The following is a 23,421-nucleotide window of genomic DNA, read 5'->3' on the forward strand; positions in this document are numbered from 1 at the left end:
ATGGGATCATCTCCTATTTAATCGCGCAGGTGCCCTTCAGGCGGATGGTAGACTGCAATTCGGTTCCGGCCGTTCCGTTTGGACAGGTAAAGCGCTTGGTCGGCTTGGTGCATGAGTTCGCTTGCAGGCGCCTCATCCGTCGCAATAACTGATGAAATGCCAATGCTGACTGTTACATAATCGCTTGCTTCAGAGCGCATATGGGGGATGCTGAGGCTTCTAAGCGCTTGCTGGATGCTTTCTGCTATATGAACAGCTTGTTCCGTAGATTGGCCAGACAGCAGGATGGCAAACTCCTCACCTCCGTAGCGTGAGGCTAACTGATGAGGCTCTGTGGCATGCTCTTGCAGAAGGTTGGCCACTTGCTGCAAGCATTTGTCTCCAGCTTGGTGCCCGTACCAGTCATTGAATGGCTTGAAATAATCGATATCCAGCAAAATTAAGGATAGCGGCTTAGCAGAGGCGGCAAGCTGCTTCCACTCCCGTTCTAACGTTTCATCGTAACATCTGCGGTTCGCAATGCCTGTAAGGCCGTCGCGCGTGGACAGCTGCATAAGGACATGATTAGAGTCTAGCATGGTGCGGAGCGAATACGTCATCGCATTGAAGGCGTTTGCAAGCTCAGTAAGCTCATCTGCTCCGCTAAATCGGAGATCTGGAACCTGCAAGTCCCCTTTTGCCACCGTCTGGGCAGACGTCTTGAGCAGTCGAATCCGGCGCAGCAAATAGTTGGATAAAATGACGGCAATAAAAATTGATAATAGGATAGCGAATGATGCAGACGCGACGTTCACGACCCGGATCGTGCGGCTGCTGTCTTCAATGCGCTGTTTAAAGCCATTAATTTGCGCTTGCTCGGACATATAGAAGCTATGCAGGGAGAAGGCGATTGGATCAAAGCTGTCTTTCGTAAAGTCCTCTTGTGCTTGTGTGACATTGCCTTCTTTCTTTAGGGACAAAATAGCCTCGCTATCATGCGTATAAGCAGTCCATTTGTCCTTGAACTGCAGTATGAGGCGTTGGTCTTCTGAATGGGGGGTTAAATCAAACAGCTCAGCAATGCCCTCATTCACGTAATTGACACTGGAGTCAAACCGGGATTTAAAATCATCTTCGATATACAAAGGGGCAAGAAGGTAATGTGCGCCATTATCGTTAGCGGTCCGGGCGAATAAATTAAGCCGTTGGACGACTTCGAGCCTTTTTTCGGATAAAAGAATATCATTCATCAAATGAACGGTTTTGCGGGAAAGAAGGAATGAGAAGGCCGCTGTAATAATGAATAACACAATGATAATCATAAAGCTGATGTACAGTTTCTTGCGCAGCGAGAATATCACCAGGTTACCTCCGATGTGTTCTAGGTTTCATTATTATTTTATCGTAAATTCCAATGCAATTGATAATTATATTTAAGAAAGTAAATTTAAAAGTAAATTTTTGTAAAAATAACGAACCCAGAGCCATGTGGCTCTGGGTTCGTTCGATTATCGGTAAATGATCTGGTCCCTGTGCGGCCCGACAGAAACCATGCGGATAGGCACGCCAATTGCTTGCTCGATGAAGCGGATGTATTGCTGTGCATTCACAGGCAAAGCCTCGAATTTTCGAATGCTAGTAAGATCCGCATGCTGCCAGCCGGGCAGCGTTGCCCAGATCGGTTCAGCCTGCTCTAGCAAGCCTGTAGGCGGTAAAGAAGCAATCTCCTCACCATTAATGCTGTAGCCTACGCAGATAGGAATCGTGTCCAAATAGCTGAGTACATCGAGGTTCGTGAGGGCAACTTCAGTAGCTCCTTGCAGCATGCAGCCATAGCGGGTTGCTACGGTGTCAAACCAGCCAACTCGGCGGGGGCGGCGTGTTTTCACCCCATATTCGCCAGCATCTCCGCCTCTTGCGCGAAGCCCCTCGGCTTCACTGCCGCTGAGCTCCGTCACGAACGGGCCGGCCCCTACGCAGCTGGAATACGCTTTGGTTACCGCAATGATGCGTTCGATCGCTTGTGGCGGAATGCCAGCCCCGATCGAGGCGAACCCGGCGAGTGTAGAAGAGGAGGTGACATACGGGAAAATGCCGTGGTCTGGATCGCGCAGCGCGCCGAGCTGGCCTTCTACGAGAATCGCCTCCCCAGCAGCATGCGCTGCTTGCAGCAATGCGGTTGTATCACATACGAATGGCGACAGCCTTTCTGACAAGCGCAGCAAATCATCTGTTACAGCGTCTGCATCAATCGGGGCATGATTGTAAAGATGTGTTAATTGTATATTCTTGGATGAAAGGGTTGCGTGTATTCTAGCGCGCAAGCGCGGCTCATCTCCGAACAGTTCAGCAAGCTGAATGCCTGTTTTTAAATATTTGTCCGCATAGAAGGGGGCGATGCCAGATCGGGTGGAGCCGAAGCTGCGGGCGCCAAGCCGTTCCTCTTCGAGCGAATCAAGCAAGACATGAAATGGAAGCACAAGTTGGACGCGATTGGAGATGCGAATATTTGGCGCGGCGACGCCTCTGCTGAGAAGCGCGTCGTATTCTTGCATGAAAGCTTGCGGATCAAAGGCGACGCCTGGCCCGATTACGTTAATTGCGTTCTGGAGCAAGACGCCGGAAGGCAGAAGGTGTAACGCGAACCGGCCGGCATCATTGATGATCGTATGCCCGGCGTTGCTGCCTCCTTGATACCTAACGATGTAACGGAATTGACCGGCGAGCATATCGGTTATTTTCCCTTTTCCCTCGTCTCCCCAGTTCGCTCCGACAACAGCAGTTACGCTCATTTCTGATCGCTCCATTCTTTTTTTGTTGTAATGGATTCCCAATACCGATTATACGAGCGATAATAATATAAATGAAATGAATATAAGTGATATCTGTTATAAAGGAGTTTGATAGATAAGTGGGCCATAACGTAACCAACATGGAGTGGTATAGAGCTTTCTATTGGGCAGCTAGAACGGGGAGCCTGTCTAAAGCAGCCGAGGAGCTATTCATTACTCAACCAGCCGTTACGCATGCGATCAAGCAATTGGAGGGGCAATTGGCATGCCGATTGTTCTTCCGAACGTCCAAGGGTGTCAAGCTGAGTGCTGAAGGGGAAGTGCTGATGCGATATGTTGAACAGGCTTTTCACCTTATTCAATCGGGAGAGCGCAGTTTGGCTGATCGGCACGCGCTGCTGGAAGGGGATATGCGAATTGGGGCAAGCGATACGCTGTGCAAACATTACTTGCTGCCACGGTTGCGTGAATTTCATGAGCGATACCCTGGCATTCAGTTTCAAGTGACGAATCGAACGACGGCGGAAACGGTGCAGTTGTTGAAGGATGGCAAAATCGACTTTGGCATCATTAACTTGCCGCTGGATGATCGCAGGCTGCACATACGGGAAAGCACAGAGTTGAGTGACATATTCGTAGCACGGCCTAATCATACTGCGCTAACTAGCCAAGCAATGCCTAGCGGCAAGGGCATGAGCTGGCTAAAGTTATCTGAGCAGCCGTTGCTGATGCTCGAGCGGGGCAGCAAAATCCGGTCGTACGTGGATACCGTCGCAGCCACGCATGGCGTCACATTGAAGCCGAGCATGGAGTTGGGCAGCTTGGACCTCTTATGCGAGTTTGCGCGGACTGGGCTTGGCATTGCATGTGTGGTCCGCAATTTCGTCGAACAGGAACTCGCTAACGGGGAGCTTGTTGAAGTGAGGCTGGAATCACGAATCCCTGCCCGAAGAATTGGTGTAGTGACGCTGCCTCAAGTGCCGTTGTCGAAGGCGGCGCAGACGTTTATTGCTATGCTTCCTTGAAGGGGGAGCGTATAGCGGATATGCACAAAAATCCCCTCACCAGCCATACGGCATAAGTGAGGGGATTCTTAATGTGAACGTTACAGCTTGTCGATCACCTTATCGATCAGGCCGTATTGGCGCGCTTCTTCAGCACTCATGAAGTAGTCGCGGTCGGTATCCTTCTCGATTCTCTCGAGCGGCTGGTTGGAACGCTCAGCGAGAATGCCGTTGAGTTTGTCACGCATTTTGAGGATGCGCTTCGCACGAATCTCGATATCGCTTGCTTGGCCCTCAGCGCCGCCGAGCGGCTGGTGAATCATGACTTCACTGTTAGGCAGCGCATAGCGCTTGCCGATCGCGCCTGCTGTAAGCAGGAAAGCGCCCATCGAAGCCGCCATGCCTACGCAAATCGTGGAAACGTCAGGCTTGATGAACTGCATCGTGTCGTATATCGCCATGCCAGCGGTAATCGAGCCGCCGGGGCTATTAATGTAGAGAGAGATGTCTTTCTCCGGATCGTCTGCCGCTAAGAACAGCAATTGCGCGATGATGGAGTTGGCTACGATGTCGTTAACGCCTGTTCCGAGAAAAATAATCCGGTCCTTCAGAAGCCGCGAGTAAATATCGTATGCGCGCTCGCCGCGGTTGTTCTGCTCGATAACCATAGGCACAAAGTTCATATCCATGAAAGTTCCCTCCCGAATGGTAAATTAAATGTGATGCTTTTGTTGTATGACTATAATAGCGGATGGGCTTTGAAAAGTCAAAGATAGTCAGACGGAGGGCGAAGGTTTAAATAAACGCAAAAAAACCGGCATCAGCCGGTTCATTAGTTTAAGTATGGCGCGCCCGCTAGGAATCGAACCTAGATCTCAGGCTCCGGAGGCCTACGTCATATCCATTGGACCACGGGCGCAAAAAAATTGGAACGAGAGTTATCATACCGCATATTTCCTAGGATTGCAACCTTTGCTCCAGAAAAAAATAAAAGTTGACCAAATCGTGTCGGAAAGCGATTACAACGATGAAAATGAACTTGCAGTCTTTTCCGTAATTCGATAAAATACGAGTGGGACTTAAAATGAATAAGCGGGACGTAAATGGTCCAGTGACTCATTTGAAGGAATTCCAATTTAACGGTTTCTTCATATTAAGAACAATATCATTCGGCTATGGAGAGTGTGCCCAAGATGCGACCGATGATCGAATTGCAGCAGCAGCTTGTGCCGGATCTGTTGGAGGTTATGAAGAAGCGTTACTTCATCCTGCGTCATGTAATGCTGTCGGAATCTGTCGGAAGGCGAACCTTAGCAGGTGCGCTCGGCATGACAGAACGCGTGCTTCGCGCCGAAACAGATTATTTGAAAGCACAAGGATTGCTCGACATTCATGTTTCAGGCATGAGAATTAGTGAGCAAGGCCGCAAGCTTGTGTCAGAGATGGAGCCGCTGTTCCAAGAATTGTTCGGGCTCTCCGAGATGGAAGAGAAGATTAGGCGTTATTACAGCCTTAGCCGAGTGCACATTGTGCCAGGCGATTCTGATTCTTCCAAGACGGCGAAGCGGGAGCTGGGCCGCGCAGGCAGCCAGGCGCTCATACGGGCGTTAGGCAAGGATGATGTAGTCGCCGTAACTGGCGGCACGACGATGGCGCAAATTGCGCATCATCTGACATCGCCGGTGCCACTGCCGAACAATTGGTTCGTGCCTGCAAGGGGCGGGCTGGGCGAAAGCCTCGATTACCAAGCGAACACGATCGCTTCCATGATGGCGAAGCGGACCGGAGCGCAATACCGTTTGCTTCATGTGCCTGACCATTTGGGCGATGAAGCGTATGTCACGCTTATGCAAGAGCCGAACATCCAAGAAATTGTCGATGTCATTCGGAAATCCCGCATAGTCGTGCATGGAATTGGTGATGCAATGGTCATGGCTAGGCGCCGGAAGGTTGATCAAGGCGTGGTAGATGGAATGAAGGCCGAGGGTGCGCTGGCAGAATCGTTCGGTTATTATTTTGACCGGAATGGGTCTGTCGTCCACAAAATGCAAACCGCGGGGCTTCGGCTCGAGGATATTATGGCAACGGAGGTTGTCATTGCGGTAGCAGGCGGCCAGAGCAAAGGCGAAGCCATTGCGGCAGTAATGAAGTTCGGGCACGACGATGTGCTCGTGACGGACGAAGCAGCAGCGATCGAAATTATCCGGCTTATTGATGAAGCGGAATTGGGCAATGCTTAATAAGGTGCTTTTCAAAAACTTGTGATCTTGACGATCTGCGGCCGGCATGCCGAGCCGTACAACGTCTTGAGTATATAACAAACTCATCAGTCTGGGAGGAAGAAAAAAATGGTTAAAGTTGGTATTAACGGATTTGGTCGTATCGGTCGTAACGTGTTCCGCGCAGCGCTGAACAACCCTAATGTAGAGATCGTAGCAGTCAATGATTTGACGGATACGTCCACGCTGGCTCACCTTCTGAAATACGATACGACGCACGGCAAGCTGGATGGTACGGTTGAAGCAAAAGAAGGCGCGCTGATCGTTAACGGCCGCGAGATCAAAGTGTTTGCCGAGCGTAACCCTGAGAACCTTCCATGGGCATCTGTTGGCGCAGAGATCGTTGTAGAATCCACGGGTATTTTCACAGCTAAAGAAAAAGCTGAGCTTCACTTGAAAGGCGGCGCGAAGAAAGTAATCATCTCCGCACCTGCTACGAACGAAGACATCACGATCGTTATGGGCGTTAACGAAGACAAATACGACGCTGCTTCCCACACGATCATCTCCAACGCTTCTTGCACGACGAACTGCCTCGCGCCGTTCGCTAAAGTTATCAACGACAAATTCGGAATCGTTAAAGGCATGATGACGACGATCCACTCCTACACGAATGACCAGTCCGTACTGGACGTTCCTCATAAAGACCTGCGCCGCGCTCGCGCTGCTGCAGAAAACATCATTCCTTCGTCGACGGGCGCTGCTAAAGCAGTATCCCTCGTACTGCCAGAACTGAAAGGCAAACTGAACGGCATGGCTATGCGCGTTCCTACGCCTAACGTTTCGGTAACGGACCTCGTTGCTGAACTGAAAGTTAACGTAACGGTTGAAGAAGTTAACGCAGCACTGAAAGAAGCTGCTAACACTTCGCTCAAAGGCATCTTGAACTACTCCGACGAAGCGCTCGTATCGAGCGACTACAACGGCGACCCAGCTTCCTCCACAATCGACGCTCTGTCGACGATGGTTGTTGAAGGCAACATGGTTAAAGTTATTTCGTGGTACGACAACGAGTGGGGCTACTCGAACCGTGTAGTTGACCTCGCAGCATTCGTAGCAAGCAAAGGCCTATAAGGATTATCTAATCCCCCAAACCCCCTTTGGTCTACAAAGGGGGCCCCAGAGGGCTCTGCCCTCTGGACTCCCGTTAAGAGATTTGTCGTGGGAGGGGCGTTTGGCGCTCCTGCGTGACTTTGTGCTAGGAACGCTTTCGTCCTGACGGACACGCTTTGGCGTTTGGCGCTCCCGTGTTACGGAAGGGATATCGCCGTGCCGGCGGGACCGGGGGGCCGCGACTCCTTTGACGGAGTCTAGGCCCTTGGTTCGCGCCCCCTTATGGGGGCTGAACCAATGGTTTGTATCGTTCCTTCTTCGAAGGAACGATTTTTTTGTGTTAACGGCTCGCTTTGCGATCCGTCTTGGTCGCTAAAGCGACCGGGCAAGTCGCTTTGCGACTTAGCCGCTGCGCGGCTTGGATCGCTGCGCGATTTAAGTGCTGCTCGCTGCGCGACCCAAACCCCATATAGTTCTTATCTTCGCCCAATTAGAAGGAGGCTTTCTCTCATGAACAAGAAAAGTGTGCGCGACGTCGAAGTCGCAGGAAAACGTGTATTCGTACGTGTCGATTTCAACGTACCTCTGGAAAACGGTCAAATTACGGATGACACGCGTATCCGCGAAACGCTTCCTACAATCAAATTCCTGATCGAAGGCGGCGCTAAAGTTATTTTGGCTTCCCACCTTGGCCGTCCGGCTGGCCAAGTGGTAGAAGAGCTGCGCTTGACGCCAGCTGCTGCACGCCTGTCCGAGCTGCTTGGCAAACCAGTTGTTAAAGCTGACGAAGCAGTAGGCGAAGCGGTTAAAGCACAAGTAGCTGCACTGAACGCAGGCGACGTTTTGTTGCTTGAGAACGTTCGTTTCTACCCAGGCGAAGAGAGCAACGATCCAGAGCTGGCGAAACAATTCGCTGAGCTTGCTGACCTGTTCGTGAACGACGCATTCGGCGCTGCTCACCGCGCTCATGCTTCGACAGAAGGCATCGCTCACCAGCTTCCAGCTGTATCGGGCTTGCTCGTAGAGAAAGAACTTGAAGTGCTTGGCAAAGCTTTGAACAACCCTGAGCGTCCTTTCACAGCTATCGTGGGCGGCTCCAAGGTTAAGGACAAAATCGACGTTATCAACAAAATGATCGAGATCGCTGACAACATCATCATCGGCGGCGGCTTGTCCTACACGTTCTTCAAAGCACAAGGCAACGAAATTGGCAAATCGCTCGTGGACAACAGCAAGCTTGATCTGGCGCTTGAGTTCATCGAGAAAGCAAAAAAACTCGGCAAAAACTTCTACCTGCCAGTAGACGTTGTAATCACGGACGATTTCAGCGCAAATGCAAACACGCAAATCGTTGACGTTGACGGCATGCTCCCAGAGTGGGAAGGCATCGACATCGGCCCTAAAACGCGTGAGATCTACAGCGAAGTTATTAAAAACTCGAAGCTTGTTGTATGGAACGGACCAATGGGCGTATTCGAGATCGAGCCATTCTCCCATGGTACGCAAGCTGTTGCTAAAGCATGTGCTGAAACAGCTGGTTACACGGTTATCGGCGGCGGCGACTCGGCTGCAGCAGCTGAGAAGTTCCACCTGGCAGACCGCATGGACCACATCTCCACTGGCGGCGGCGCATCGCTCGAGTTCATGGAAGGCAAAGAGCTTCCAGGCGTAGTAGCACTTAACGATAAATAAGCAGCGCAACGCTGTAGCATATAGCATGAGAAGGGAGATTTACCTTACATGAGCAGAACACCGATTATTGCAGGCAACTGGAAAATGTTCAAAACGGTTGGCGAAGCTACTTCGTTCTTCGCAGAAGTAAAAGGCAAAGCGGAGGTAGCAGGCGTAGAGAGCGTTATCTGCGCACCTTTCACGGCATTGCCAGCACTCGTAGAAGCAGCAAAAGGCACGTCGATCTCGATCGGCGCGCAAAACCTTCACTTCGAAGACAATGGCGCATTCACGGGCGAAATCAGCGGCGTTATGCTGGCTGACCTGGGCGTGAAATACGTGATCATCGGACATTCCGAGCGTCGTGCTTACTTCGCTGAATCCGATGAGATTGTGAACAAAAAGACGCATGCAGCGTTCAAGCACGGCTTGACGCCAATCGTCTGCGTAGGCGAAAAGCTCGAAGAGCGTGAAGCCGAGCAAACGAAAGAAGTTTGCAAAGTGCAAACGGAAGCTGCATTCAAAGGCCTGTCGGCTGAGCAAGCGGCGCAAGTCGTTATCGCTTATGAGCCAATCTGGGCAATCGGCACGGGCAAATCGTCGACTGCAGCTGATGCTGAAGACGTAATTGCTTATATCCGTGGCATCGTAGCTGGCCTTTATGGCGAAGCAACAGCGAACGCAGTTCGCATCCAATACGGCGGCAGCGTTAAGCCGAACAACGTAGCGGAGTACATGGGCCAAGCGAACATCGATGGCGCACTCGTTGGCGGCGCAAGCCTTGAGCCAGCATCGTACATCCAGCTGGTTGAAGGGGCGAAGTAAGATGACGGCGCCTAAACCGGTAGCACTGATCATCCTCGACGGCTTTGGCTTGCGCCAAGACGTTGTAGGCAACGCAGTAGCACAAGCGAACAAGCCAAACTACGACCGTTACTGGTCGACTTTCCCGCATACGACATTGACGGCATGCGGCGAGGCAGTAGGCTTGCCAGAAGGCCAAATGGGCAACTCCGAAGTTGGCCACTTGAACATCGGCGCTGGCCGCGTTGTGTATCAGGACCTAACTCGCATCAGCAAGTCGATTCGCGACGGCGAATTCTACGATAACGAGACGCTGCTGGGCGCGGTTCGCCACGTGAAAGAGAAAGGCACGAAGCTTCACCTGTACGGCCTTCTCTCCGATGGCGGCGTTCACAGCCACATCGCGCATCTGTTCGCGCTGCTTGACCTTGCGAAGAAGGAAGAGCTGGAGGAAGTGTACATCCATGCATTCCTGGATGGCCGCGACGTATCGCCAGACAGCGCAGTTGGCTACCTGGAGCAGCTCCAAGCGAAAATCGCGGAGGTTGGCGTAGGCAAAATCGCAACGGTTCAAGGCCGTTATTATGCGATGGACCGCGACAAGCGCTGGGAACGTACGGAAAAATCGTACCGTGCCATGGTGTATGGCGAAGGCCCGCAATACACGGACGCGCTGCAAGCTGTGAAAGAATCGTACGAGAAGTCGGTTATGGACGAATTCGTTATGCCGACGGTTATCGTTGAGAATGGCAAGCCTGTTGGCCTTGTGGAGTCGAATGATGCAGTCGTATTCTTCAACTTCCGCCCAGACCGCGCGATCCAGCTTTCCCAAGTGTTCACGAATGAGGACTTCCGCGGCTTCGACCGTGGGGCGAATGTGCCTAGCAACCTATACTTTGTATGCCTTACGCTGTTCAGCGAGACGGTTGGAGGGTTCGTTGCATACTCACCGAAAAACCTCGACAACACGCTGGGCGAAGTGCTGGTACAAAACAACAAGAAACAGCTTCGCATCGCCGAGACAGAGAAATATCCGCATGTCACGTTCTTCTTCAGTGGCGGGCGCGATAAAGAGCTTCCTGGCGAAACGCGCATTCTGATCAACTCGCCTAAGGTTGCAACGTATGACCTGCAGCCAGAGATGAGTGCCTATGAGGTTGCGGCAGCAGCGGTCAAAGAGATCGAGGCGGACAACCACGACGCGATCATCCTGAACTTCGCAAACCCTGACATGGTTGGCCACTCCGGCATGCTGGAGCCAACGATCAAAGCGGTTGAAGCGACGGATGCATGTCTTGGCCAAGTTGTTGAAGCGGTTTTGGCAAAAGGCGGCGTGTGCCTCATTACGGCGGATCACGGCAACGCGGATATGGTCATCGACGAGAACGGCCGGCCGTTCACGGCACATACGACGAATCCGGTTCCATTCATCGTAACGAAGCAAGGCGCTGAGCTTCGCGAAGGCGGCATTCTGGCCGACATCGCGCCAACGATTCTGTCCTTGCTGGGGCTGGCTAAGCCGGCTGACATGACGGGCGAGACACTGGTGAAGTAATCGCAGTTTTTGCGATCGAATAACCGTTTTCAATGCTTTTGGCTTGCGCAGGTATAGACATATAGTGGGAGAGACACGGACGGAAACATAGTCAGCCTGCGCAGCCGGCATTATTTTGACGAAAATAAGCGTTTGAAGGCGTCTAGGACGTGCATTCAGACGGGTTTTCGTTTACCATAGAAATGTTGGTTTTTTTAGAAATTGGGCAACAACTATAACCTTACAAACAAGGAGTGTTACAAACATGTCTATCATTGCTGACGTATACGCACGCGAAGTCCTCGACTCCCGCGGCAACCCAACTGTTGAAGTAGAAGTAACTCTTGAATCCGGTGGCAAAGGCAGCGCAATCGTTCCATCCGGCGCATCCACTGGCGCATACGAAGCAGTAGAACTGCGCGATGGCGACAAATCCCGTTATCTCGGCAAAGGCGTTATCAAAGCCGTTGACAACGTGAACTCCATCATCGCTCCAGAAGTTATCGGCCTGGACGCACTGGACCAAGTTGCAATCGACCGCAAAATGATCGAGCTCGACGGCACGGACAACAAAGGCAAGCTCGGCGCTAACGCAATCCTCGCGGTTTCGATGGCAGTAGCTCGCGCAGCAGCAGACGCGCTGGACGTTCCACTGTACACGTACCTCGGCGGATTCAACGCTAAGACGCTTCCAGTTCCAATGATGAACATCGTTAACGGCGGCGAGCACGCTGACAACAACATCGACGTTCAAGAGTTCATGGTTCTGCCAGTTGGCGCTCCATCGTTCAAAGAAGCACTGCGTATCGGCGCTGAAATCTTCCACAACCTCAAAACGGTTCTGAAAGAAAAAGGCCTGAACACGGCAGTAGGCGACGAGGGCGGCTTCGCACCGAACCTTAGCTCCAATGAAGAAGCGATCACGACGATCATCTCCGCTATCGAGCTCGCTGGCTACAAGCCAGGCGTTGACGTATTCCTCGGTATGGACGTTGCTTCGACTGAGTTCTTCAAAGACGGCAAGTACCACCTCGAAGGCGAAGGCCGTTCCTTCACTTCGGCAGAATTCGTGGACCTGCTCGCTTCGTGGGCTGACAAATACCCAATTATCACAATCGAAGACGGCTGCTCCGAAGACGACTGGGAAGGTTGGAAATTGCTCACTGAGAAACTCGGCGGCAAAGTTCAGCTCGTTGGTGACGACCTGTTCGTTACGAACACAGTTCGCCTCAAAGACGGCATCGATCAAGGCGTGGGTAACTCCATCCTCGTTAAAGTTAACCAAATCGGTTCCCTTACGGAAACGTTTGACGCGATCGAAATGGCTAAACGCGCTGGTTACACAGCAGTTATCTCCCACCGTTCCGGCGAATCCGAAGACAGCACGATTGCTGACATCGCGGTTGCAACGAACGCTGGCCAAATCAAAACGGGTGCTCCTTCCCGTACGGACCGCGTAGCGAAATACAACCAATTGCTTCGTATCGAAGACCAATTGGGTGCATCTGCTCAATACGCAGGCGCAAGCGCGTTCTACAACCTCAAAAACTTCAACAAATAAATCGCAGTTGCGATTGTTTAGAAGGTTCTCTCTTGGCGGCTGGTTCTGCTGGGAGGGAGCCTTTTTTTATTCCATTATTTGATGAAATTCGAATCGTATAGGTTTGAATTCGGTTTCATAAAGCCAAAATGACAAATAAACCGCACAAAAAGTGGGGTAGTTTGTGAAAGTCCAGCGTCTATAATACAAAGTAGATGCAGTGCAAACACAGTGCATACAATACTCAAGGTGGTGCTAAACATTATGTCAGCTAAACCGCTTATCGGCATTCAGATGTATACGCTTCGTGACCGTACCGAAAATGATTTGTTAGGAACGCTCCGTGAGGTTGCAAAGCTTGGGTATCAGGCAGTTGAGTTCGCAGGTTTCTTCAACACAGCAGCAAGTGATGTAAAGAAAGTGTTAGAGGAAACAGGCTTGAAAGCGCCTTCGGCGCATATCGGGCTGCAATGGACAGAATCCGAAGGCGAAATGTGGAAAGCGTTCGATGAACAAATTGCATTCGCCAAGGAGCTTGGCCTTCAATACATCGTGACGCCATGGGCGCCATTGCCGGAAAATCCAAACCAAGAAGATGTGGATAAGCTTGCGGGCATTTTGAAGCAAGCGTCGGCTAAGGTTCGGGCGGCTGGCATGATCTATGGGTATCACAATCATGATTTTGAATTGAAGCTGGTGGACGGGGTGCCGTTAATCGATCGGCTGCTGCAGCAGGTGACGCAAGACGAGCTGATTGCGGAGTTTGACCTTGGATGGGTGCATATCGGCGGCGGAACTCCAGTTGATTATATAACGCGTTATGCAGGACGAGTGCCGCTTGCACACTTCAAGGATTTCGGCGACCATCGCAGCGATACGGAGATTGGTGCAGGTGTAGTGAACTTCCAGCCGGTGCTGGCAATTGCCGAGCAAGCTGGCATTGAATATTTCATCGTGGAGCAAGAGCAGTTCCAAAATTCTTCTCTTGAGAGCGCCAAAATTAGCTTGGACTACTTCCGTAAAAAAGGCTATTTGTAAAACGAAATGGGATAAAAATCGAGATGGCTGCTGTCCGCGGCCATCTCTTCTTGTGGAGATCAGGGGGGAAGTAACGGATGATAATAGGAGCAATTGAAGCTGGTGGAACAAAGTTTGTGTGTGGAATCGGTGATGAGACGGGCGCGATTGTTGAGCGGGTGTCGTTTCCGACGGAGCATCCGGACATTACGATGAAGCAAGTCATTCAGTTTTTCCAGGGCAAACGGGTGGAGGCGATCGGCATCGGCACATTCGGCCCGATCGGGCTTGATCCGAGCCAGGACGACTATGGCCATGTTACAACAACACCAAAGCCGGGATGGTCTGGCTATGATTTTCTGGGGACGATCAAGCGTACGTTCGATGTACCAATGGGATGGGATACGGATGTGAATGCAGCAGCGTATGGCGAGGCTAAATGGGGTGCGGCCAAAGGGCTAGACAGCTGCGTTTATTATACGATTGGCACAGGTGTCGGTGTTGGCGTATATGCCGAGGGCAGGCTTGTGCACGGGCTTGTCCATCCAGAAGGGGGACACGTGCTGGTGCGGCGTCATCCCGAGGATTTGTTCGAAGGGGCGTGCCCATACCACGGCGATTGCTTGGAAGGCATGGCTGCAGGGCCGGCGCTTGAGAAGCGCTGGCAAGCCAAGGGCAGCGCGCTGCCTGCCGACCACCCAGCATGGGAGATAGAAGCGTATTATATCGGGCAAGCGGTGATGAATGCGGTTCTGATGCTATCCCCGCGCAAGGTTATTCTGGGAGGCGGCGTGATGCATCAGGCGCAGCTGTTCCCGTTGATTCGTGCCGAGGTGAAGAAGCTGTTAAACGGTTATGTCAGCTCAAAGCAGCTGTTGGACGATATCGATTCCTATATTGTGCCGCCAGGGCTTGGTGATAACGCAGGCCTAAGCGGAGCGCTTGCGCTCGGGATTAGGGCGGCACAGCAAGCGAGTAGCGGTGCATAATCTCACTATTGTGCCGCGGGTATCGATATGATACAATCAAATTACTGTTTTTAGGCTTGTTCTAAAACAAAATGGGCGGATTTTGATCCGTACAAGGCTCAACTTAGGAGGTGGAAAAGTGGACATTTTATTCAAAATCTTGCTGATCATCGCGGCATTGGGCTTGATCTCGGTCGTGCTTCTTCAGAAAGGTAAGAGTGCAGGGTTGTCCGGCGCCATCTCCGGCGGTGCGGAGCACTTGTTCGGCAAACAGAAGGCACGCGGCTTGGACTTGTTCCTGCAGCGCCTGACGATCGGCTTTGCAGCTAGCTTCTTCATCCTCGCGCTAGTTGTATCGTATGTCGTTAAAAACTAGTTCCATTAACCATTAACGGGTTAAACCATTAATGTTAATGGCCGGTATCTTTTATGATGCTAAACATGGAGAAGCTGAGACATTGTCTCGGCTTCTTTTTTGTTGAAATCAGGAATGGCCATGGTCTATATAATATTGCCCCCCAGCGAAATTATGTTCCTTTTCAACGGGATTGCCTTATGCTTGCGTAAGATATCGTTTATAATAATTGGGATAATTATTGCCAGGCCGGCAGGTTCGGGAGGAAGCGCATGAAGGAACGATACACAGTCGAAGAAGTATGCGAACGATTCAGCGTGACGGCGAGAACGCTTCATTACTATGAGGAAATTGGCCTGTTGAGCGGTGTGCCACGTACGGAAGGCGGCCACCGGTATTATGATGACAGGATTATGGTACAGCTTGAGCAGATCGTGCGGATGAAGGAAGTGCTAGGCATTTCGCTGCAAGAGATTAAAGTAATTATGGCATTAGAGGGACGCCTTGGCGAAATCCGCAGCGCCTATTCGCAAGAGACGACTGCCGAGGAAAAGCGCAAGTTTCTCGACCAGGGCGAGATCGAGTTGCAATCTTTTATGGACCGGATTGATGAACGGATAAATAAGCTGCAGGAGCTGCGCGCCGGTTTTCAGCAGCGGATGGATCGCGTGAAACAGTTGAAGGCGATGAGCGACTGAGCAAAGAATGAAAAGCAGAGCAGATCTAAGAACAGAACTTAGAGCGGAGCAGGTTAGCAGGTTAGCATGGCAGGAACGGGCTTTGTGCCGCGGATATTAGAGGGTCGTCTGCATATGATATATGGGAAAGGAATACGCCGCGAAGGGAGCCGATAGGACGGGGGTTGAATGGCTTAAGAATGCCGCTGCCATGCGGTGTGAGCGTGTTTGTATTTTTTTAGGATTGCGGATGAAGGACAAGGGTTTCGTGTATACTAGATGGTATATGAAAATATATCCTTTATTGTCGAACTACAAGAGACCCGGTCAAGACGACGCGAGGGCGGAGGAATCATGAGCTTAGAGCAGGACTTGCTTGATTTTATGAGAGAAACGGCATATAAGCCGATGACTTACCAGGAGCTGGAGCAGCACTTCAAGATGGCGGACGCGGAGGATTTCCGGTCGTTCCTGAAGCTGCTAAACGAATTAGAGGAAGCGGGCAAAATCATTCGGACCCGCAATGACCGCTATGGCGTCATTGAGCGGATGAACCTTGTGCGAGGGCGCGTCCAGGCGCATGCCAAAGGCTTTGCTTTCCTCATTCCGGACGAAAAAGAGCATCCGGATGTTTATTTGCATGCCAACGATCTTAAGAGCGCGATGAACGGCGATATCGCACTCGTGCGCGTCACCTCGCAGAGCGAGGGCGGCGGACGAATGGAAGGCGAGGTTGTGCGCGTCGTAACCCGTGCGGTGACACAGGTTGTAGGCACGTTTGACAACCATGATGCGTATGGGTTCGTGCTGCCGGATGACAAGCGGATCAACCGAGATATTTTTGTCCCGAGAGGGCAGTTCGGCGGTGCAGTATCCGGGCAAAAGGTTGTCGTGCGCATCACGGCTTATCCAGAAGGCCGAGCAGCGGCACAGGGCGAAGTTATTGAGATTCTCGGTCACAAGGATGATCCGGGCGTCGATATTTTGTCGATCATCCGCAAGCATCAGTTGCCGGAGAGTTTCCCTGTAGACGTCCTGGCAGAAGCGGAAGCGGCACCGGACTCCATAACGGAGGAAGAGATTGTCCAGCAGGGCCGCCGTGACTTGCGTGGCGAGACGATTGTGACGATCGATGGCGAGGATGCGAAGGATCTCGATGACGCGGTACATGTTAAGCGGCTCGAAAACGGCAACTACCTGCTCGGCGTTCATATCGCAGACGTAGGCTACTATGTTCGGGAGCGGTCGGCGCTCGATGAAGAGGCGTACCGCCGTGGCTGCAGCGTCTACCTCGTAGACCGTGTTATTCCGATGCTGCCGCATCGGCTGTCCAACGGCATTTGCTCGCTTAATCCGCAGGTGGACCGCCTGACGATGTCGTGCGAGATGGAGTTTGATGCTACGACGCTGAAGCGGGTACGCCATGAAGTGTTTACGAGTGTAATCCGTACGACAGAGCGCATGACGTATACGAATGTGAAGCGGTTGCTCACGGCGACAGAAGAAGAGCCGGAAACCGAGCTGAAAGAACGGTATGCAGGCTTGCTCGGATTGTTTGATTTAATGGAAGAACTGGCAATGCGCCTGTGCAAAATGCGGATGAAACGCGGTGCGATCGACTTTGACTTCCAAGAATCCAAGGTTATCGTCGACGATCAGGGCAAGCCGGTCGATATCGTAAAGCGGGAACGTTCCATCGCGGAGATGATCATCGAGGAATTCATGCTCGCCGCGAACGAGACGGTGGCAGAGCATTTCCACTGGCTGCGCGTGCCGTTCCTGTACCGGACCCATGATGATCCAGATGGCGAGAAGCTGATGCACTTCATGCAGCTCGTGTCCAACTTTGGCTATGTGGTCAAAGGAAAGGGCAACTCGGTTCACCCACGTTCCCTCCAGACGCTGCTCGAAGAAATTCGGGGAAGCAAGGAAGAGACGGTCATCTCAACGATGATGCTGCGTTCGATGAAGCAAGCGAAGTATGACGCAGAGAGCTTGGGCCACTTTGGACTCGCGGCGGAATTTTATACGCACTTTACATCTCCGATTCGGCGTTATCCGGACTTGGTTATCCACCGCGTGATGCGCGAGGTAATCGAGAATGGCGGGACGCTCACGGAGCTGCGTAATGATACGCTCCGCGCCAGAATGCCGGAGATTGCACAGCAATCGTCAGAGCGGGAGCGCGTAGCGGTTGATGCTGAGCGGGATACGGATAAGCTCAAAAAATGCGAATTCATGCTCGATAAGGTCGGCGAAGAATTCGATGGGCTTATTAGCAGTGTAACAAGCTTCGGCATGTTTGTTGAGTTGGACAATACAGTCGATGGTTTGATTCGCTTGAGCGACTTGACCGACGACTACTACCACTTCCATGAGCTGCATATGGCGTTGATCGGTGAGCGGACCTCCAAGGTATACCGGATCGGCGACGAAGTGAAAATTCGTGTGGCGCGCGTGAATATGGAAGATTATACGATCGATTTTGAAATGGTTGATATGAAGCCCCGAAGCGGCTTCCGCGGGTTTGCGGAGTCCGGGGGCGGACGCGGGCCAGCGCGCAAGCGCAGCGGCGGCTTCGGGCGCGATGATCGTGGAACGGCAGCGAGCGGCGGCCGTGGCGGAGCGGGCCGTGGACGCGGAACAGGCAATAGCGGCGGCGCGCCGCGTGGCGAAGGAGGCCGCGGGCGCGGAGCGAGCGGAGATGCCGGCCGTGGACGCGGTGCGCAAGGCGCGGGCGAGCGCGAGTGGAATGTGAATGGAGCGGACCGTGGGCGTGGAGCAGGCGGCAGTGCGAGCGGAGAGGCAGGCCGCGGGCGTGGACGTGGAGCGAATGGCGCAGGCGAGCGTGAGTGGAATGTGAATGGAGCGGACCGTGGGCGTGGAGCAGGCGGTAATGCGAGCGGAGGAGCAGGCCGAGGGCGCAAAATTGACGGCGAGCGCGGCACTTGGGGTTTGAACGAGACCGGCGGCACGCCAGGTGCGCGGGATGCTTGGGGCGCGAGCGAAGGAGCGGCTAGCGGCGGAGCAGGGCAAGGCCGCGGACGCGGGCGTGGAGCGAGCGGCGGCGCGCAAGGCGCGGGCGAGCGCGAGTGGGGCGCGAGCGAAGTGGGGCGTGGGCGCGGACGGCGTGGCGATAGCGCGCCGGGCGGTGAAGCGTGGAGCGAGGCTCCGCGCCGGATGGACGCGACGAGCGATGGCGCCGAGCGGAGCTCGGCGGAGCGCGACGATGACGGCGCGCTCTGGAGCACGCGGCCCCCGCGTGCGGCGAATAAAGGCCCACGTGTAGACATGTGGGGCCTGCCGATTCGCGGCGGCTTTAACCCTCGCCGCGATGACGGCGGCGAAGGCGGCGAAGGGGCACGCCGCGGAGACGGGCGTCGCGGTGGCGACAATCGCCGTGGCGGCGGAGGATTCGGAGGCGGCCAAGGCGGCCGCTCATCCGGCCGACGGAAAAATACGTCCGAGAGCGGCGTGTTCTCGGGCAACCGCTCAGAAGGCGGCAGTGCGCAGCGCAGCACTGGCGCGGGCAACGGTGGTGGTCCATCTGGTCAAGGCAACGGAGGCCATGGCAAGCCGCGCAAGAAGAAATCCGGAGGCAACGCTACGGCAGCGTTCGTCCGCAAGAAACGGAAATAAGCGAATCCTTAAACACAGAGGTTAGCAGTTATAACTGGAAGAAGCATGTGCGATAACCCGCCACAGTGGGAGTTCGCACATGCTTTTTTGTCGGGGCAGAGAACATTACGAGCCAGTATGATCGAGAACAACTGGTTCTGGTCCTACTGTCGTATAAGTAACACTCTCTCAAGCATCTGAAGGCCGTGCATTGCAGTCTGTACAATGAGAACACATCAATTTGGCGGATGAGCCTTTGTCATTGTAGTTTGTACAATGAAAACTGCTTGTAGAAGTAAGTGCCAGCTAGTAAATGGTGTTATTTACTCCTTGGGCGTTTGCGGGCATTGTACGTTTTACAATGAGGGGAGCAATTATGGCTAAATGGGCGTCGGTTCATTGTATGGAATGCAATGACACACATAACGTATCTTATTTGGCCGCGGCAGCTCTCATCCTGCAGTACGCTGAAGTTCAGTGGAGTAGTAGCAACCAACCAAAAAGAAGCATGTGCGGTAACCCGTCACAGTGACGAGTTCGCACATACTTCTTTTGACTGCTAAGTATTTGAATTCAGATTCAACGCAAGCTGCCGCTGTTAATCGTTGCCTTTTTTATCGCCGGATTTCGTTTGCGTGTTCTGGTTGCCGTGGCCTTGTTGTTTATTGCCGTTTTCTCGACGTGTCGACATGGAATGCGACGCCTCCTTTACTCGAAGATGAGTTGCCTGTTGACAGACAGCCATATTGGTATCTCCTGATGAAAGAGGGATTATGTATCACTTAACCCTCATGTGCTTTATACGATGCCGTTGTATCCCTTGCATCTGTCCATACAGCTGTGCAGCCGGACAGTTCTTATGCTCAGCAAGCCAGCCATGCCTTGTTTTCGAACTGGAAAGTTGCTACAATGAAGGTCTAGTTGCCAGCATTGGCGGGCTTTTTGGCTGCTGCTGATCTCATGCTAATGAATTACGTAACCAAGGAAGGTGGAGAGACCATGGCGAAGCAAACGAATGATAGCAAGCCACTCGCACAGAATAAGAAAGCATCGCATGACTACTACATCGAGGATACGTATGAAGCGGGCATCGTGCTGACAGGTACGGAGATCAAGTCGGTTCGCAACAGTAGAGCGAATATTAGTGATGCATTTGCGACGATCCGTAATGGCGAGATGTTCGTTCACAACATGCATATTAGCGCATTCGAGCAAGGCAATCGCCATAACCCGACTGATCCGACACGTACGCGTAAGCTGCTGCTGCATAAGGTGCAGATTCATAAGCTGCTCGGCTTGTCCAAGCAAGAAGGGTACACGATTGTACCGCTCAAAATATACATCCGTAACGGTTATGCTAAGCTGCTAATTGGTCTCGGCAAGGGTAAAAAGAACTACGATAAGCGCGACACCGCGGCGAAGCGGGACGCTCAACGTGATATCCAGCGCGCACTGCGCGAGAAGCAAAAAGTGGCGAGATAACCTGACGCCCTTATCCGGCTAAATAAAAACCCTTTGGTAAACACTACGATCAATTCAGATCTCAGGATCTCGATTATCGGAGTAGCGCCAAAGGTTTTATTTGTTTGCGATTGTAAACGCCAATGCCTTAAGGTTCCGTGAGCTTATGTGCCAGTCGGCGACGAACAAAGTAGAAAGCAGTCTTTCAATACATGCAAAGTAAACGAATTAAGGGCATTAGCGGACAGGGATTGGAAGTAGCTTGCAATCCAAACGCTGAGTTGCTACAATTAAGGTCTTCTCGTACTTTTAGCCGATTTAGGCGAAGAACGCTAGTGCTGCCAACAACCAACCAGACATTTTGTCCGGTGGACGTGGTATACTGAGTTCAACAGCCGGTCATGAGTGATTGTTAGCTGGTGATCTAGAGGCTGATTGATGCAAGAAGCATTCGTGCTCGCTAGGAATGGCACAGTAGTGCCGACCCATTCGAGTCGCCTGCAAGGCTAACGGTTGATTGTTGATGGACCGCTTATGCCGAACTTTTTGGGGGCGTTTATGGATTCGACGGGGGTAGTTCGAGCATGGGTTGCGGGTAGTGGGGAGCGTCCGCTTCATCAACGCTAAAGCCAATTAACTGGCAAACAACAAAACAACTACGCTTTCGCAGCTTAATAACCTGTGAGCGTGCTCCTACCTAGCATCGCCCATGTGACTAGACTAGGGGCTAACAAGTAGTGGGATACGCCGTTCGGTCTCCGCCTGGGGTCGACGGAATAAGATAATCAGGCTGACCTTGATCGAAGCCGGTTACAGGGCGTTGGCCTAGGTGACATCAAATCTGTGACTACACCCGTAGAAGCCTGTGTGGCGTTATCTCTGGACAGGGGTTCAAATCCCCTCGCCTCCACCATCAGGAACCCCGACCGCATGAGGTCGGGGTTTTTGTTTATATTGGTGGGCGATTGGTTCACGAGACGATCTACATATTCTTGAAGGACTTGTTTCATTTCGTCATCATCGGCGGATTGGAGCTAGTCCTTTTTGGCGTTGATGATATTAATAACAATTGATGCGTCGAGTAAGTTCGTCTGATTAAGAATTTCAGCTTGTTTTAATTCATATTACAGTGCTTCTTTGCGCTGAACAGCTATCTTGAGTTCTCGATAACGCATTCACACCGGCTCTTAATGCTTCGATCCAATTAGCCAACCTCGTTAGAGACTAGTTCGCGTATTGTTATCTGTTCAATGTCCTCTTTACGAATACTTGTATGTCCGCATTTTGATTGACATTTGTAATAGGTCAAAACGTCCTTTGGCTGCACTTTGTATTTGTATAGGTATTGCTAGAGTACAGTACCCCGCAATTTCATATAGAAAATAAAAGTTGTAATACTTCACCGTGTCTAGGCAGCATGAATAATAAGGGGAGAGAAAACAAATAATTATGGAGGTGTTGGGGGATAAAAGGAGGTTTTAAGGTGAGTGGTTTTTCTAATTGGGTTACGACAAACCAAGAAGGTGAAGAGCGTGGACCAATATTTGTCCCAGATGGACATGTAATCTCAGGCGTTGAAGTCAAGGAACAGGCTGGGTTTGGCATCACAGATATTAGATTACACTTTCGTAAACATAATGACGATACTGGTGGGGTAACTCAAGTAACTGGTTGGCTCACTAACGGCAATCACCACTGGATTAAAGATGAATACTTACCTAATGACAAATTGGTTATCGGAATTCAAGGGAAAGAACAAGCGGGGTTTGGTTTGGTAGATGTTCGTATGATATATAAAAATGATAATGGCTCCGCTACTAGCGCCCTTTTTAGCGAATGGGTTACCAAAAATCCTGTAGATGGCCATGTAACTGATGCCTTGGTTCCGGATGGTACTTATACCTTTGGGATCGAAGGGCGAGAACAGGCAGGTTTCGGCATCGTAAATTTGCGGTTAGTGTATTAATTGTAAGGACCCTTTCCCCAGGGTCTTTTTTCTTTGGCTGGGACCAATACCGTATAGAAGCCCCTTTTTTTGATACAAGGTCAAAATTTTGTAATCGGTAAGCTATAGGATAGGAATAGTTTGGCTTATATTTTCCCGATTTGGTGGTACAGCATGCCAGCTATGTTAAAAGGGTATATCGACCGCGTGTGGAACAATGGCTATGCATACGGAACGGGCAAGCTTCATCATGAGCAGGTTTTGTGGCTTGGGCTGGCAGGTGCTTCATTTGAGCATTTTGAGAAAAGGAATTACGATAAAATGCTTGCCCATCAGCTCAATGTTGGCATGGCTAATTACGCTGGAATCGCTAATTCCAAAGTAGAAATTTTGTATAACACGCTTGATGCTGACCTTAACGCTAGGGAGGGATTATTGAAACGAGCATATGATCTGGGCTTTCAGTATTCACAACTGAACAGGGACGTATTGACCTTGCCCTGAAAAAGTAGACACGCAGAAACCCTCAATGACACCAATTAGTCTAATAGTTACATCTCTGCTCCGACCAGGAATGGCGGGACATAATTGTTGGAGGAATGCGTTCTCCGACGGTTGTAGAAAAGCTCGATGTATTCAAATACTGCCTTCTTAGCCTCAGCTCGCGTCTTGAATGTGTAATCATTGAGCCATTCCATCTTCAGTTTTCCCCAAAAGGATTCCA

At 51.7% G+C, this 23,421-nt stretch carries 20 protein-coding genes, 1 tRNA gene and 1 other RNA gene; 16 read left to right on the forward strand and 6 right to left on the reverse strand.

Translation table 11 applies throughout. From position 1 onward, the window contains the following. Positions 1 to 17: 17 nt before the first annotated feature. Both GON22_RS22420 and GON22_RS22425 read right to left on the reverse strand, forming a co-directional pair. Positions 18 to 1,340, reverse strand: a complete 1,323-nt coding sequence (locus GON22_RS22420) for a diguanylate cyclase domain-containing protein (protein ID WP_160398343.1) — start codon at positions 1,338 to 1,340, stop codon at positions 18 to 20. 147 nt (positions 1,341 to 1,487) lie between these two features. Beyond that, the gene (locus GON22_RS22425; RefSeq protein ID WP_160398344.1) at positions 1,488 to 2,771 is read right to left on the reverse strand and encodes an adenylosuccinate synthase; all 1,284 of its coding nucleotides are present in this window, start codon (positions 2,769 to 2,771) and stop codon (positions 1,488 to 1,490) included. Between the two features lie 119 nt (positions 2,772 to 2,890). On the opposite strand from GON22_RS22425, the gene GON22_RS22430 reads away from it, so the two are divergent. Next, positions 2,891 to 3,796 carry a LysR substrate-binding domain-containing protein gene (locus tag GON22_RS22430; protein WP_160398345.1) on the forward strand — a complete coding sequence of 302 codons (906 nt, stop codon included), beginning with the start codon at positions 2,891 to 2,893 and terminating at the stop codon, positions 3,794 to 3,796. Between the two features lie 80 nt (positions 3,797 to 3,876). Here the strand turns inward: GON22_RS22430 and clpP are convergent, their stop codons facing one another. Further along, positions 3,877 to 4,458, reverse strand: coding sequence for an ATP-dependent Clp endopeptidase proteolytic subunit ClpP (clpP, locus tag GON22_RS22435; protein WP_199558771.1), 582 nt, complete (start codon positions 4,456 to 4,458; stop codon positions 3,877 to 3,879). 161 nt (positions 4,459 to 4,619) lie between these two features. Continuing rightward, positions 4,620 to 4,694 (reverse strand) — tRNA-Arg (locus tag GON22_RS22440). Between the two features lie 274 nt (positions 4,695 to 4,968). Here GON22_RS22440 and GON22_RS22445 point away from each other — a divergent pair. Both GON22_RS22445 and gap read left to right on the forward strand, forming a co-directional pair. After that, positions 4,969 to 6,015 (forward strand): sugar-binding transcriptional regulator, encoded by a 1,047-nt coding sequence (locus GON22_RS22445; RefSeq protein WP_160398346.1) that lies wholly within the window; start codon positions 4,969 to 4,971, stop codon positions 6,013 to 6,015. A 108-nt stretch (positions 6,016 to 6,123) separates the two neighbouring features. Next, complete coding sequence (gene gap, locus GON22_RS22450) at positions 6,124 to 7,128, forward strand: type I glyceraldehyde-3-phosphate dehydrogenase (protein ID WP_160398347.1); 1,005 nt, start codon at positions 6,124 to 6,126, stop codon at positions 7,126 to 7,128. A gap of 319 nt (positions 7,129 to 7,447) precedes the next feature. Here gap and GON22_RS22455 read toward each other — a convergent pair whose 3' ends face one another. Next, complete coding sequence (locus GON22_RS22455; protein ID WP_160398348.1) at positions 7,448 to 7,597, reverse strand: hypothetical protein; 150 nt, start codon at positions 7,595 to 7,597, stop codon at positions 7,448 to 7,450. Positions 7,598 to 7,617: 20 nt separating this feature from the next. On the opposite strand from GON22_RS22455, the gene GON22_RS22460 reads away from it, so the two are divergent. The 13 genes from GON22_RS22460 to GON22_RS22520 all read left to right on the forward strand — a co-directional run bounded on the left by GON22_RS22460 (position 7,618) and on the right by GON22_RS22520 (position 23,201). Beyond that, the gene (locus GON22_RS22460; protein WP_160398349.1) at positions 7,618 to 8,799 is read left to right on the forward strand and encodes a phosphoglycerate kinase; all 1,182 of its coding nucleotides are present in this window, start codon (positions 7,618 to 7,620) and stop codon (positions 8,797 to 8,799) included. Positions 8,800 to 8,847: 48 nt separating this feature from the next. Beyond that, positions 8,848 to 9,603, forward strand: coding sequence for a triose-phosphate isomerase (tpiA, locus tag GON22_RS22465; protein ID WP_160398350.1), 756 nt, complete (start codon positions 8,848 to 8,850; stop codon positions 9,601 to 9,603). 1 nt (position 9,604) lies between these two features. Then, entirely contained in the window at positions 9,605 to 11,137 is a 1,533-nt protein-coding gene (gpmI, locus tag GON22_RS22470; RefSeq protein ID WP_160398351.1) for a 2,3-bisphosphoglycerate-independent phosphoglycerate mutase, read from the forward strand. A 244-nt stretch (positions 11,138 to 11,381) separates the two neighbouring features. Next, on the forward strand, positions 11,382 to 12,677 hold the full coding sequence (gene eno, locus GON22_RS22475) for a phosphopyruvate hydratase (protein ID WP_160398352.1): 1,296 nt from the start codon (positions 11,382 to 11,384) through the stop codon (positions 12,675 to 12,677). A gap of 243 nt (positions 12,678 to 12,920) precedes the next feature. Then, entirely contained in the window at positions 12,921 to 13,694 is a 774-nt protein-coding gene (locus GON22_RS22480; protein ID WP_160398353.1) for a sugar phosphate isomerase/epimerase family protein, read from the forward strand. A 77-nt stretch (positions 13,695 to 13,771) separates the two neighbouring features. After that, the gene (locus GON22_RS22485; protein ID WP_160398354.1) at positions 13,772 to 14,662 is read left to right on the forward strand and encodes an ROK family protein; all 891 of its coding nucleotides are present in this window, start codon (positions 13,772 to 13,774) and stop codon (positions 14,660 to 14,662) included. 118 nt (positions 14,663 to 14,780) lie between these two features. After that, a complete protein-coding gene (gene secG, locus GON22_RS22490) occupies positions 14,781 to 15,017 on the forward strand; it encodes a preprotein translocase subunit SecG (protein ID WP_160398355.1) in 237 nt (78 codons plus the stop codon). 251 nt (positions 15,018 to 15,268) lie between these two features. Then, positions 15,269 to 15,694: a MerR family transcriptional regulator gene (locus GON22_RS22495; protein WP_160398356.1), complete on the forward strand. Its 426-nt coding sequence runs from the start codon at positions 15,269 to 15,271 to the stop codon at positions 15,692 to 15,694. 333 nt (positions 15,695 to 16,027) lie between these two features. Further along, entirely contained in the window at positions 16,028 to 19,312 is a 3,285-nt protein-coding gene (rnr, locus tag GON22_RS22500; RefSeq protein WP_160398357.1) for a ribonuclease R, read from the forward strand. A 978-nt stretch (positions 19,313 to 20,290) separates the two neighbouring features. Then, positions 20,291 to 20,773: an SsrA-binding protein SmpB gene (gene smpB / locus GON22_RS22505; protein ID WP_160398358.1), complete on the forward strand. Its 483-nt coding sequence runs from the start codon at positions 20,291 to 20,293 to the stop codon at positions 20,771 to 20,773. Positions 20,774 to 21,300: 527 nt separating this feature from the next. Then, positions 21,301 to 21,665: a transfer-messenger RNA gene (ssrA, locus tag GON22_RS22510) on the forward strand. Between the two features lie 570 nt (positions 21,666 to 22,235). Continuing rightward, the gene (locus tag GON22_RS22515) at positions 22,236 to 22,718 is read left to right on the forward strand and encodes a hypothetical protein (protein WP_160398359.1); all 483 of its coding nucleotides are present in this window, start codon (positions 22,236 to 22,238) and stop codon (positions 22,716 to 22,718) included. A 120-nt stretch (positions 22,719 to 22,838) separates the two neighbouring features. After that, entirely contained in the window at positions 22,839 to 23,201 is a 363-nt protein-coding gene (locus GON22_RS22520; protein WP_272898822.1) for an NAD(P)H-dependent oxidoreductase, read from the forward strand. A gap of 47 nt (positions 23,202 to 23,248) precedes the next feature. Here the strand turns inward: GON22_RS22520 and GON22_RS22525 are convergent. Beyond that, positions 23,249 to 23,421: IS3 family transposase (locus tag GON22_RS22525; RefSeq protein ID WP_160394370.1), on the reverse strand; the 173-nt coding region annotated here is incomplete at its 5' end.

This window comes from Paenibacillus sp. MMS18-CY102, from assembly GCF_009789195.1.
Taxonomy (GTDB): Bacteria; Bacillota; Bacilli; order Paenibacillales; family Paenibacillaceae; genus Paenibacillus_T.